Annotated in this window: 12 protein-coding genes; 8 read left to right on the top strand and 4 right to left on the bottom strand. The window is 47.7% G+C overall.

Annotated features, from left to right (window positions below):
• Nucleotides 1–77 precede the first annotated feature (77 nt).
• The 3 genes from CMO31_06300 to CMO31_06290 all read right to left on the bottom strand — a co-directional run bounded on the left by CMO31_06300 (nt 78) and on the right by CMO31_06290 (nt 3,631).
• Nucleotides 78–1,343, bottom strand: coding sequence for a peptidase S1 (locus CMO31_06300; protein ID MAZ53610.1), 1,266 nt, complete (start codon nt 1,341–1,343; stop codon nt 78–80).
• 90 nt (nt 1,344–1,433) lie between these two features.
• Entirely contained in the window at nt 1,434–2,789 is a 1,356-nt protein-coding gene (locus CMO31_06295) for a peptidase S41 (GenBank protein MAZ53609.1), read from the bottom strand.
• Between the two features lie 401 nt (nt 2,790–3,190).
• Nucleotides 3,191–3,631 carry a hypothetical protein gene (locus tag CMO31_06290; protein MAZ53608.1) on the bottom strand — a complete coding sequence of 147 codons (441 nt, stop codon included), beginning with the start codon at nt 3,629–3,631 and terminating at the stop codon, nt 3,191–3,193.
• A gap of 241 nt (nt 3,632–3,872) precedes the next feature.
• On the opposite strand from CMO31_06290, the gene CMO31_06285 reads away from it, so the two are divergent.
• From CMO31_06285 to CMO31_06250, 8 genes are all read left to right on the top strand, one after another.
• Entirely contained in the window at nt 3,873–4,550 is a 678-nt protein-coding gene (locus CMO31_06285) for a hypothetical protein (protein MAZ53607.1), read from the top strand.
• Between the two features lie 674 nt (nt 4,551–5,224).
• The gene (gene rpmG / locus CMO31_06280) at nt 5,225–5,389 is read left to right on the top strand and encodes a 50S ribosomal protein L33 (GenBank protein ID MAZ53606.1); all 165 of its coding nucleotides are present in this window, start codon (nt 5,225–5,227) and stop codon (nt 5,387–5,389) included.
• A gap of 325 nt (nt 5,390–5,714) precedes the next feature.
• A complete protein-coding gene (locus CMO31_06275; protein ID MAZ53605.1) occupies nt 5,715–6,941 on the top strand; it encodes a hypothetical protein in 1,227 nt (408 codons plus the stop codon).
• Nucleotides 6,938–7,378 carry a hypothetical protein gene (locus CMO31_06270; GenBank protein ID MAZ53604.1) on the top strand — a complete coding sequence of 147 codons (441 nt, stop codon included), beginning with the start codon at nt 6,938–6,940 and terminating at the stop codon, nt 7,376–7,378. Before CMO31_06275 ends, CMO31_06270 begins: the two co-directional genes overlap by 4 nt.
• Before the next feature lie 25 nt (nt 7,379–7,403).
• Nucleotides 7,404–9,131 (top strand): 2,6-beta-D-fructofuranosidase, encoded by a 1,728-nt coding sequence (locus CMO31_06265; GenBank protein MAZ53603.1) that lies wholly within the window; start codon nt 7,404–7,406, stop codon nt 9,129–9,131.
• Nucleotides 9,132–9,295: 164 nt separating this feature from the next.
• On the top strand, nt 9,296–10,126 hold the full coding sequence (locus tag CMO31_06260; GenBank protein ID MAZ53602.1) for a hypothetical protein: 831 nt from the start codon (nt 9,296–9,298) through the stop codon (nt 10,124–10,126).
• Nucleotides 10,127–10,159: 33 nt separating this feature from the next.
• Nucleotides 10,160–11,170, top strand: coding sequence for a hypothetical protein (locus CMO31_06255; GenBank protein ID MAZ53601.1), 1,011 nt, complete (start codon nt 10,160–10,162; stop codon nt 11,168–11,170).
• 106 nt (nt 11,171–11,276) lie between these two features.
• On the top strand, nt 11,277–12,368 hold the full coding sequence (locus tag CMO31_06250) for a hypothetical protein (protein ID MAZ53600.1): 1,092 nt from the start codon (nt 11,277–11,279) through the stop codon (nt 12,366–12,368).
• Nucleotides 12,369–12,420: 52 nt separating this feature from the next.
• Here the strand turns inward: CMO31_06250 and CMO31_06245 are convergent, their stop codons facing one another.
• Nucleotides 12,421–12,603, bottom strand: coding sequence for a hypothetical protein (locus tag CMO31_06245; GenBank protein ID MAZ53599.1), 183 nt, complete (start codon nt 12,601–12,603; stop codon nt 12,421–12,423).
• Nucleotides 12,604–12,673 lie beyond the last annotated feature (70 nt).

Below are 12,673 nucleotides of genomic sequence, written 5' to 3'. Positions count from 1 at the left end.
CCAAATACCTTATATCCCGTAAGCCTTTGCAGAACTACACGAAGTTGCAGCCCAAACCCTAGTAACGACTAAGACCGTTACTCTCGAGGCACCACCTCTAGGACGATAGGCGTCTCCATTATCTCGTTATTTCTTACTAAAGTGATGACAACAGTGTCTCCTGGAGCCCGGGAAAACACTAACTCCTGTAAACCTGTTGCATCCTCTAAAGGTTGACCATTGACTGCTATTATAGAATCTCCTCCTGCAGGAAATTCCTGTCCCTCAACGTTAACCGTGAAATTTGCTCCACGTAGACCCGCAAGGTCACCTGGACCACCGGTTTGGACTTCCACTACCATCACCCCCTCATCAGGAAGACTGAGGCTCTGTCGCACACTCTCGGGATAGCTTCGGAGGTTACGGACTGTAATCCCAATTCTCGGTCGGGACTCAAACACGTCAGTAAAGCCACCAGAAAGAAGAATCTCGAGATTATCTGCTAGGAGGTTACTGGGGATGGCAAAACCAACGCCAGCGAATGCACCCCGGCTGAAGGGGCCGCCGTTACCGGGAACTATTGCGGTATTTATGCCCACGACCTCACCACTGGAGTTTAGTAACGGCCCACCAGAGTTACCAGGATTGATAGCTGCGTCTATCTGGATCATTGAAATTGGGATCTGACCAACTGAGGGTAGAGTCCGGCCAACTGCCGAAACAATTCCTGTTGTGACCGTGGAGGCAAGACCAAAAGGATTGCCGATTGCAACAGCTTTCTGGCCAACCTCCACAAGATCAGAGTCTCCCAACAGGAGTGGAGTAGCTCCTTCAGGTAATTTTCCGTCTAGGGGCACCAATATGGCAAGGTCGAAAGATGGGTTGGCACCCAACACCTTCACTGGGATGGGATCTTCCACATTAGGAAAAATGACGTTGATTTCAGCGCCATCCCGAAGCTCGTTAGTTTCAGGGAGAAGGGCGGCCTGAATCACATGAAAATTAGTTACCATGTGCTTCTCACTATCAAGCAAGAATGCACTACCACTCCCCTGTCGCGCAGGACGATCCTGTTTAGGTGCATCTAATTCAAACTTAAAGCCGCCTTTGGGATCTCTCTGTAAGCGCTCACGCAGACGATCGGATAAATCACCTAGCGGACCGTTAAACCCTTGGCCACGAGACAGGGGAGCGATTACATTAACAGCTACTACGCTGGGCCCGAATTCACGTACTATCTCGATAGTGTTGCGTTCGTCTTCTAACAGAGACCGAGCTGAATTTATGGGAGAAACTCCTTGCGTTAAAGCCGCTCCGGCACCCACAAGCACTATAATGATGATCGCGACTAAATGTTTCCTCATCTCTCTCTCCTTATCTGATCAGCGTACTTTCGACATGTCCTAAATTGCGCGGGGCTTAAGTCCGCGATTAAGTATCTAGCAGGCTTTGAATCAGTCATCTTCCACCCGTGTCCCTACCTGGTTGACAAGGGTGTCAAAAGCAACTTGTAGTGCGGGATCGGAATTTAGGTCCACGATAGCTTCACCTTGGATATCACTTCCATCATGCCGGGTGAACGGTTGGAAGAAGTTAAAGCTTCCCTCTTCGTTAGCAGTTGCACTACCTATGACCTCACCATCAACCAAGAACTCAATGGTCATCCCTTCCGACGCTCCTTCGCCTTCAACGGAGATTAGTGGGTTGGAAAGAACATCATCCACAATAATGTCTGGGGTTATCCCATGTTTATTAATGCTACGGCGGTTAGGAGTAAGCCATTCAAAATTAAGGAGCACTAGCTGACCACCATCCGCTAAACGGCTGACGGATTGACCAACGCCCTTGCCGAAAGTTTCTTCACCAATTACTAGAGCACGTCCATTCTCCTGTAGTGCTCCAGCTACTATCTCGGACGCTGAAGCAGAATTTTCGTTAACCAATACCACCAACGGAAGACTAGAATGGTCGGAATCCGCTGAGGCTAGTCGTCTGGTTACCCCACGGGAACGCTGAAACACAATGTCGCCAGATTTCAAAAATGTGTCAGCCACTAAAATTCCCTGACTTAGTAAACCGCCACCGTTATTCCGGAGGTCTAAAATCAACGAAGTTGCGCCCTGCCTCTCGAGGGAAGTGATCTGCTCAACAAGCTGTTCGTGCACACGTTCGTTTGAGAAGGTATTTATGCTCAGGTAACCAACGTTCTGGGGCAATACCGTTGATTCAACCGAAACTATTTCAATTTCGCCACGAATCACTGTAAATGTGAATTCAATTAGTTCGCTTTCCGATGGACGAAGCATCTTCAGTTCGACTTGGGTACCCTCTGGACCCCGTACTCGACTTACAATCTCACTTAGGTCTGACTCCTCAACATTTACTCCATCAACCTCTTTGAAGATGTCGCCCCGTCTAATACCAGCTTTGGCAGCAGGACTATCCCGGAAAACGTTAATGATCTCGACTAGGCTATTTTCTTTGCGATTTCGGGCAGAAAGAGTGGCTCCAATCCCACCGAAAGAGCCTGAGCGGGTCTCAGCATCAAGCTCTGCGGACTGAGCATCCTCGTAACTCGTGAAGGGGTCATCGAGAGCTTCAAGCATTCCGTTAATCGCGCCCCGGATAATCACCTCGTCCTCTACATCTGTAAGGTAATCGGTCTTTAGGGCAGAGTAAGTCTCGAGGAAGGCTCTCCCGAAATCAGTCGCCAAGAATTCATTAACAATATCTCTGGAAAGCTGGGCCTTAACCAGGGCAACCATAAGAACGCACACGGCTAGAGAAACAAACAACCAATTGCGTTTCATTAAACCTCCAGAAGTAGGGCCTCAGGAACCCGAAAAGGTAGTCCCTACCTGCATCAGAATACTGTGGTCCAATTCTGAGAAAAGTGGTGTTCAGATAAGAAACACTCACGCTCTTGATACATTTCATCCATTTTTTGGGTTTTGGCCACGATTACTCCCCAACCCAAACTTCCGTGGGTGACAACCCGTAGAGAATTTTCAGCATACTGTTTCTGGCCCTATCTCTATATGAAAAAGCTTTATAATACAGTCTCACTGAGCATTACTTTATTTAGGATAATCTTACATCGTCATATAGACGAAGCATCGCGTTTGAGCTTAGCTTGGGTGTCTTACTCGCGTAGGTTTTGGTGGGTTCACTCGCTATCAACACCCCCGGTTAATACATGTATAACTCAAGTCTACTTAAGGACCTCCGTGTTTAAGCTCAAATCTAGAGAAATCTCGGTCTGCCCTGCCTTGCCGCTCAGGTACACCTGCAACTGGTAAGTATCGGCCTGTACAAGTATGAGCGGTAAAGCCATATACATTGCACGTTTCCGTTCAAGGTAAAAAGGGGAACCCCGATAATCGGCACGTATAAAATCGAAAGCCTCACCCCCAAATGGCTTTAGTTTCACTGAAACTGCAGTGTCTTTAGGTGCAGGGGAACCGTCAATCTCAACGAAAACCACCACGAGCCCAGATCCATTCTCGTGGATATCGTCAAGTACCGTAACTGTGTATCCGTCTACATCGGCATCCTGAAGTCGAACCTGAAAACCTTCGTGGCCGAAAGCGAATAATGAAAAAACTAGGACTATAACTATGAGTCGGGAAAGTCCTAGAAAGATCCTGCTCATATGCCATCCAATGAGTCATTACAGAAGTAGCTAAAGGTAACTAAAATCATTTTAGGAGAGAACCTGGCCTCGAAACTTTGGCATACTACAATTTAACGTCCGGAACCACTGTTAAGCTATCAGTAGATGTCTCTTGTAAACGCAGTTCTGGCAGGTAGCTTAACCCATACCTTCTGCCAAATCATAAACCAACCGTGTTTCGCAATATTTTCTGTGAATTCGTCTAATCAGTTAGGTGCTAATGCTCTTCCTGTTTGATATTGATGGCACACTCCTCGCTTCCCAAGGGACGGGCTCTCGCGCCATGAAGCTTGCAGGTCAACAAATTTTTGGTCACGACTTTAGCTTTGGCGATATAGACTCCTCTGGTAAAATTGACCCTCAGATCTTTGGTGAACTCATTGCAGTTAACGACCACACAAACATTTCTTGGAATGACCATGACATTTTCCAAAAGGTTTACCTAGAAATCCTTGTCTCTGAACTAAAGAAGAAACCTATTGTTGCCCTCCCTGGAGTCGTGTCGCTTTTGGAGACACTCCGGGCTATGAACGGAGTGTCTTTAGGACTCCTAACAGGTAACTATCGAGCTGCAGCGCCACACAAGCTCGAAAGTGCTGGTTTGAATCCTTTGTGGTTTCCTGTCGGGGCTTTCGGAGACGAAGCCTCTACCCGACCAGGCCTCATAGAAGTAGCACGTCAGCGTTACCTCGAATTGCACGATTCCGAAATCGAAGTTGGGGAAATCATAGTGGTCGGTGATACCCCTCGTGACGTAGAGTGTGCTCATGTTAACGGTTGTATGGCAATTGCTGTTGCCACTGGAAGATGGAGTCGTAAATCACTTGAAATGGCAGGAGCAGAAGTCGTTTTAGACGACCTGCGAGACCCATCTCCAATATTAGCTTTCACAAAATAGGCAGGCTGGGCCCAAATATCTAATTTGCTTTTAACGAGGTTTTCCGTGCCGATGCATAAAATCGATTAGCCTAATATAAGTACCAGCAACTAATTCTTCTCTTAACATTCTTTTGGTGTTTGTTGATGACGCCCAGAGACGTGTGTACTTTACTCACTACCTTTGTTACCGATATTGGATACGCAAGAGAACATGAGATCCTCTCACATCACGACTCACGATCAACGTATCGATACTCCGCGAAATCTAAGCTGCTTGGTAGGTAGGATAACGTCCGTAGAGAGTCAACTCATGGTCTTGTACCTTAAAGCCACCTGGGAACTAGGTGGCCCCGTGTAGCTTCCAAAGCTTGCCTTAAGGCCCGGCGGTGTGAAGTATCACGTTTCATAGCTCCAGTTTCTACAGATAAATGCCACAAACATTTGTCCCTTTTGAGAATAATTATCGATAAGTGCTATCCAAATGCAGCTCTCCAGAGTAACGACAGCTGGAAAACCTACTGCCTTTCTTTTGTAAGCCTCGGCTTCATTACTGTGCAGCCGTTCTTTGAGAGGTAGCGGTCTGAATTAAGCCTAGCTTTCTGGCGCTAGGTTGACACATCGACCATCTAATAGGTTAGTATTACTCCTGCCTTATTGAGAAACAATTCTCAATAAGGCAGGATAGGGGTAACCATGGCAAAGAACGGGCCACGCATCAAGATTCTCATGCGATCGAGCTTGAGCGCTTATGCGTACGCCACAACAAAGAACCGGCGCAACACCCCACAAAAGCTAGAACTCCGCAAATACGACCCGGTGGTGCGCAAACACGTTCTATTCAAAGAAACAAAAGCTTAATGACAATTTCGATGGAACGTTCTTTCATGACAAACACAGACTTATCTAACTTTGAGGTTCAAAGTAGGGTCGTCACCTTCGACACCGTTAAAGGGACAACAATTTGCTGCTTCATTACTAACCCGAAGACACACCAGAGCTACGAAGCCACGCTAGCGGACTTTCGCGTTTCACCGCAGCTTGACGCTGGATTTAACGCTTCATCCCCTAGCAAACCTGGCTATTCTCGGCACAACCATCTATCACCGAGGTTGGCGCAATTCCCGAGTTAGATATCCCCATCACAGTAGTCGGCGGACGCGGCCCCCACGGACTTGTCCTGCACATGTTGATGCAAGCACGAGGGAACGGCAATTATGCCTTGGTGGACCCCGCACCCCATTGGCTACCGCTTTACGGCCCGGACGGGCCAATGCAAGCAACGGATTTCTTGCGCAGCCCAAGAGAGCTGGACTTCAGCCTAGGGCAAACCGAGCGCGCCATGACAGCTTTTGTTGACGAGGACGGCAGCCAACCCCTTGCGAACGTTTACAGTTTGCAGGACGCCTCCTGCGACCGCTTTAACGAGACAACCACCGAATCACAGCGCGCTCCTCGCGCCGCCTTCTGGCGCTACGCTAACTACGTTGCCAAACGTGCAAAAGCTGACCAGCAAGTCATTGGGGCCAGCGTAACGCAACTCAAGCCTCTTCAGCACGGCTGGCAGGTTCATCTCTCTGACGGCTGCCGCTTCAGCACCCGTGTGGTACTGCTAGCTACCGGGCTTACACCCCACTTATACATCCCCCGACCCTGGCACGTCTGGTGGCAGCATTTACCACAGGAGCAGGCACACCACGCTTTTCAGCTCGACTATGCAAACGGGGATTTTAAAGATGCCAATATAGCGATTCTAGGTTCGAGTAACGTCGCCACTTGGGAAGCAGCCATCAAGCTTGCCGAAGCAGGAGCAAAGGTTACACTACTGTCTCGCTACTCGAACCCTATCGAGCGTCAACTACCTTTTGCGCCTTTCTGGTTTCAAAAAGAGTTCATACAATCTTTTAGCCAGCTATCTTGGCGAGAGCGCAAACGCTCGCTCAAAAAGCCCCGTATACCCGCCTCAGCCATGCCGGGCATGGCCGCTAGGGCCAAAGCGATAGGTGTACGCGTACTACACCACGCCCGCGTTCAATACGCCACAGAATTATGGGGCAAAGTGCAGTTATCCTACAAAACAACCAAAGGCATGCAAGCCGAGCGTTTTGATCACCTTGTGGCGACCACAGGCGCAAGTCCCAAATTGCGCAACTTGCCCTATTTGACGGATGCTGCGCGGAACTATAAAGCGCCCATCATCGTGAGCGGTATAGCACGCCACTACCCCATCCTGGACGACGCCGGACGCTGGAAAAACTTACCTCCTATCTACCCGCTGGGCGTGCACGCCCTGACCAGAGCAGGTCACGCAGCCAACACATTAGCTAGCGCAACGCTTTATCTTCCGCTGTTAATGCGTACCATTCTACAAGACGCAGGTTTAACCGATGCTACGGACGTAAGTACCGCATGACAATCTCATTCATACCTGCTTCAAAAGAGAGTCACTACTCACTAAAGAGTCTTCTTAAGCGCTGGAATGAGCTCGAACCTGAAATATGCCGCTCTATTCACGACTCTGTTTACGACAGAACAGCTTACGTTCTGAAATTAGAGACTCCCTGTGAGCAGTTCTGGTACGAGCTTAAAGAAACTACTAATAAAACCCTTGAATATGCCGTTATACAAAGCTGCGTGCAAGGAGCACTATCACGACACGAGATGCACTGGCGACTCACCTACGCTCGTGGACTTAGTGAAGCCAGCGTCATACAAGCAGGCCAACGTCACAGCGCAAGCTTAGTCTCTGCGTCTAAGGCGCTACTCTGGGCCTACCTGAATGCCCTGGAGTGGAAACAGTCTGTCTCGCCAAAAGTTTTACCCTTAATGGTTGATAAGATCTCAGATTAGATTTTCGGCTAGAGTAACTACTAGCATGACAGAGCGTAAAGAGCTTTCAGGAGAACACAATGGGTTATTGCTTCTTGAAAAGCGTCTTTTTGTATCCGACGCATACCTTATCATCCCTATACAAAATGACGGCCCCGAAGGACAATTGTCCCTCCGTGTTAACGATGAAGTGGTTTTTCAGTACAACACGAACTTAGCAAGTACAATCGATACCGTTGACTGGTATGCCTTCTTCTCCCTCGAATGTTTTAGAGGTATGCAGGCCGAGATAACTGGCTTAAACGTGACTGAAGAAGGATTTGACCTAATAAGACAGTCAAATTCTATCCCAAGCAAAAACGACTTATTCGTAGAAAAATACCGCCCACAATTTCATTTCACATCACGAACTGGTTGGTTGAATGATCCAAACGGCCTAATTTATTACCAAGGCGAATACCACCTTTTCTACCAACACAATCCTACAGGCTTATCTTGGGGAAATATGACGTGGGGCCATGCAATTAGCCATGACTTAATACGTTGGCGGGAACTACCGAAAGTGCTTTTCCCTAATCCAGAAACCGGTACTTGCTTCTCGGGTGCGACATTTATTGATAGTAAAAACCAATTAAGGAAAAAAACTGGCGACGAAGATGTTCTGGTTGCCTTCTATTTGCGAACTGAGATCGGCTTGTGTTTAGCCTATTCAAACGACAGAGGTCGAACATTCACGGATTACGAACTCAATCCTGTCCTTAATCATGAGGGCGCAAGAATCGATACCCCCAGGCCTTTCTGGCACGAACCCACAAAACGATGGGTTGCTCCTACTTACGACTTCTTCATCAACTCCAGCGGAGAGAAACGTCGGTGCGTTGGCTTCTACAGCTCTTCAAACCTCACGGAGTGGCGATTCGAAAGTAGGGTAGAACAGGATGGCTGGGGTGACGAGCTGTGTGGTTGCGTTGACTTCTTCGAACTACCCGTTGATCAAAACCCGCACAACAAGAAATGGGTAATGATATTAATTGACGGAAGTTACATCGTAGGAGATTTTGACGGCACTACCTTTTACACGCTTTATGGTAAATCAGCTACAACCGATGATCGGATTTCATCCCTAGTTATTCAAGGAGATTATTACGGCACTATGACGTGGCATAACATGCCAAGAGATCGACGTGTACAAATTGCTTGGATGCGCAATTACGAAACATATCCTGGCATGGCCTTCAACCAACAAATGACAATTCCATCAGAACTCACTCTCCACTCAACAAATTGCGGCCCTCGCTTGAGAATGAATCCTATTAGGGAGCTAGAAGGGCTTCGGAAGGAGACGCATCAATGGACAGATTTTAATCTCTCGGAAAATGATGATCTCCTACGCAACATCCAGGCCAATCTTCTTGATTTAGAAATTGAATTTGAACCGCTTAAGGCCTCAACGATTCTTTTCCTGATTCGCGGTGCACAAGTGTCATACGACGCGCAGGAACAAACATTGTCAGCTTGTGGGGTTTCCGCAAAGTTGTTTCCGATTGAAGGATCGATAAACCTTCGAATATTGCTGGACAGGACATCTATTGAGATTTACGGAAACGATGGTCGCGTTTATATTCCCAAGGTTATCTTCCCAGAAGCAAAAGATACCGCAATAAAATTAAAGTCTACTAAAGGTGAGATAAAGATCACGTATCTTCGCATCCATCATCTTGGTTCCGCTTGGGAAGATTCCCCTACAACTAATGATCGCCAATACTCTTTATAAAAGCTAGGGCCGTACCTACATGAATAACTAGTTAGGGAGCATCTTCTTCTCGTCATTAGCCCATTATTGGGCACTAATGTAATTAATAAATTTCCGGCGCTGTCAAAACATTTTCTCTCCTAAATTAGTTAGGATTAGAAGAGTATTGTCTGGGAGGTCGGCCCATGCGAACCCTAAATGCGAGTGTCTCCAAAGAAGATATTGCAACGTACCAAACGCAGGGCTTTATCCATTACAAGAATTTTTTCTACAAAACCGAGATGACCCAGCTGCGAATTGCTATTGATCATGCTGTGGCAGAAAACCGGGACCGCATTCTGGGAGCGGAACAAGGTGGTAGATACTATGGCAAGGAGTCCGAAAAGGTCTTTAACCAAATGATCAACCTTTGGGTCGACTCACCAGCAGCAAAAGAGTTCGCTTTCTCCAAACGACTTGCAGAAACAGGTCGTTGCCTCTCTCAGGCTGAACACATCCGTATTTACATTGATCACGCAATGGTGAAGCCGGGTGGACAAGAAAGCCGTCAAACAAACTGGCATCAAGACGCACCGTACTGGCCAATGGATCCAGTTAATTCATTCAGTGCATGGATTGCGGTAGACGACGTCACTATTGAGAATGGTTGCTTACACTTCATACCGGGTTCCCATAAGTTTGGTCCTCAGGAACATATTGATTTAGCATCTGATGAAGACGACATTGTCGCGAAAATGAGAGACCGTGGTTTTGATGTTTCTGACCCCGAAGCAATCGAACTCGAAGCAGGGGGAGTTACTTTTCACCACAGTTGCAACTTCCACTTTGCCGGGCCTAACCAGACAAACAAACCGCGTCGAGCTTTTGCAGTCATTTACATCCCAAACAATGTCAGGTTCACTGGAGTAGGTGAAAACCCAGCTGGGTCCTACGACGGTTTAGAAATCGGGGGTCCCTTCGAACATCCCCTCCACCCTATTGTGACTAAACAGCACTATGGTGACAAAGAGGATTAAGTTCTCAGAAAACCCGGGGTACTATAATCTAATATGCCTGAAGAACAATATCGTGTTGCAATTGTCGGAATGGGTAACATTGCGCGAGCACATGTAAAAGCCATGTCACAAACAGATCGCGTCAATCTTGTTGCTGCGTGTGATGTATCGCAAAACTCTATAGATCGATTCAAATCGCAATTCAAGATTGAACACACGTATTTGGATATCGATCAAATGCTAGCGGAAGAAGATATCGATATTGTCATCATTTGCACCTGGGGAAAATTCCACGAATCCGTGGGACGGCAAATTGCTCAATCTAGACGCCCAAGAGCTATTCTGTGCGAGAAACCGTTTACGCAGACAGCTGAAGAAGCAGTTAGGTTGGTCGAGGCAGCTGAAGATAATGATGTTCTAATAGCTGAGGCGTTCAAGTTCCGTCATCATCCAATGCATCTCAAAGCAAAAGAACTTTTGAGCTCAGGCGTTATCGGCTCACCTAGATCTGTTCTTAGCACCTTTTGCTGGGGTTCCGGCGCACCCTTATCAGCCCGGAAACCCGAGTTGAACTGGCGATATAGCCAAGAAAAAGGTGGGGGCAGCATTTACGATCTTGCTTGCTATAACATCCACCATGCGCGTTGGATTTTCGGGGACAATGCTATTGAAGTAATGGCTACCCAACGCCCAGGCCTAGAGGTAGACGATGGGGCTGACATCCAACTAATTTTCCCCAATAACGGGATTGCTCAAATCACAGTTGGCTTTGACACTTGGCGTAGCCAAAAGTTCAATATTCTCGGTACCAAAGGTAGCATCGAATCAGATCTTGCCTGGAACAATGAAAATCTTCCGGTTCAGTTACAGTACAATTCAAAGGACAAAACAGACCTCTTTCACTTCGCGCCTGTCAATCAGTTCATCTTGCAAATAGAGCACCTTTGTGACGTTCTAGACGGCAAAACAGATCACCGCATCCCACCGCTGGATAGTATCAACCAGATGCGAACTATCGACGCTATATACGAATCATTCGAAACTCGCAGAGCGGTAACAATATAATGGGTGCCACTTGGATATTAGGCGGTGTTAAGAAACAGAACATTACGCCACAAAGTAAGCAAATGTCCTTATTATTGGGTCACCAGTTCATGATCGGAGCACGTTCGTGCAAACAGTAGCTATCGTCGGAAACACAAATCGCGGCCGCTACGGTCACTTCATGGACATGGCATTCGTTGGTGTCGAAGGAGCGAACATCGTAGCTCTTGCTGATCCCAACCACGATGGACGGGCTGAGGCTCAAGTTCGAACAGGTGCGAAAACTGCCTACTCTGACTACCGTGAAATGTTGGAGAAGGAAAAACCTGACATCACTGTCTTTGCGTCCCGCGAAATAGGCGATCACTTAGACTTAGTCTTGTCATCCCAGGAAATCGGTACGCACGTTTACATCGAAAAGCCCCTGGCTGCCACACCAGCTGAAGTGGACAGAATGGTGAAAGCTTGTGATGCTAATGGAAAACTCTTGATTGTTGCCTGCCCGTGGCGTGGACATCCTCCAATCCAGCACGTTGCCATTCCCCTTTTGAAAGAGGGGAAGATCGGAGAACCACGACTCGCTAGGATTTATGGACGAAACGGACCGCATGGTGGTAATCAGATGTTTTTGGATCTTTACCCTCACTTTTTCGATTTCCTTGGTCAGGTCTGGGGAAATCCTTCTTGGTGCCACGCCCACATCACCGTAGACGGTCGCGATGCAACGCCTGATGATCTGAAAGATGGCGTAGAGGGCATGGGTCTTGTTGCTGGTAACGGTTTTAGGGCGTACTACCAGTTCAATGATTTTGCTGCTGACTTTGAAGCCTACGAAGGTGACCATCATAGGGAACTCCCCTATCGCATAGACATACACGGAACCAAGGGGACCATCTCGCTGGACGGGCCAATGAGCAGCACACCGGATGTCTATTTTCATCCGCAAGTTGCCCCGAAGCTTCTTAACGACCAAAATTGGGAAGTCATACCTACCCAACCGCCACCAGATGATCTGAAGTGGCTTAATGCCCATCGTCGGATGGCAAAGTCCATGATCGATCGTATTGAGGGACGAACTCCCGAATTCGACCTTCTAGAAGGAAAAGAGGCCCGCCGACATGCAGAATGGGCCATGGCCGCTCATGCGTCACATATGTCCGGTAGTCGCGTGACCTTCCCGCTCAGCACAACCACAAATCCTTTTGATACTTGGAAATAGGCGTCTGAACATTTTGAGTCGCCTATAATCCTTCGGCAGAAAGTAAGACTCCCTATTTATTCGGATTCCCAAAGGGCAGGTCCTCAAAAAGATCATCAACCTTACCCTCATCAAGAAGCTGTTTGGCATGAAGCCCCACCTGATCACTAATACGATCACGCAACGGCTCAAGATCACCAACAGGAATAACGCCCCGCACAACCTCAAAACCATCCCGATCATAAACAGTTTGCATAAGCCCATCATCCCACAGCGGAGATCCATAACAGTTGAAACGGTTGCCGAATACCTTATTGTGTTCGAGG

This window comes from Trueperaceae bacterium (genome assembly GCA_002707365.1).
Lineage (GTDB): Bacteria > Deinococcota > Deinococci > Deinococcales > Trueperaceae > UBA6957.
This window is presented reverse-complemented; position numbering and strand designations above follow the sequence as displayed.

Excerpts from the sequence above, each read along its gene's own strand:
- rpmG (MAZ53606.1), top strand. The coding sequence starts at position 5,225 with ATGGCAAAGAACGGGCCACGCATCAAGATTCTCATGCGATCGAGCTTG.
- CMO31_06300 (MAZ53610.1), bottom strand. The coding sequence starts at position 1,343 with ATGAGGAAACATTTAGTCGCGATCATCATTATAGTGCTTGTGGGTGCC.
- CMO31_06290 (MAZ53608.1), bottom strand. The coding sequence starts at position 3,631 with ATGAGCAGGATCTTTCTAGGACTTTCCCGACTCATAGTTATAGTCCTA.
- CMO31_06275 (MAZ53605.1), top strand. The coding sequence starts at position 5,715 with ATGTTGATGCAAGCACGAGGGAACGGCAATTATGCCTTGGTGGACCCC.
- CMO31_06285 (MAZ53607.1), top strand. The coding sequence starts at position 3,873 with ATGCTCTTCCTGTTTGATATTGATGGCACACTCCTCGCTTCCCAAGGG.
- CMO31_06245 (MAZ53599.1), bottom strand. The coding sequence starts at position 12,603 with ATGCAAACTGTTTATGATCGGGATGGTTTTGAGGTTGTGCGGGGCGTT.
- CMO31_06270 (MAZ53604.1), top strand. The coding sequence starts at position 6,938 with ATGACAATCTCATTCATACCTGCTTCAAAAGAGAGTCACTACTCACTA.
- CMO31_06255 (MAZ53601.1), top strand. The coding sequence starts at position 10,160 with ATGCCTGAAGAACAATATCGTGTTGCAATTGTCGGAATGGGTAACATT.
- CMO31_06295 (MAZ53609.1), bottom strand. The coding sequence starts at position 2,789 with ATGAAACGCAATTGGTTGTTTGTTTCTCTAGCCGTGTGCGTTCTTATG.
- CMO31_06260 (MAZ53602.1), top strand. The coding sequence starts at position 9,296 with ATGCGAACCCTAAATGCGAGTGTCTCCAAAGAAGATATTGCAACGTAC.
- CMO31_06265 (MAZ53603.1), top strand. The coding sequence starts at position 7,404 with ATGACAGAGCGTAAAGAGCTTTCAGGAGAACACAATGGGTTATTGCTT.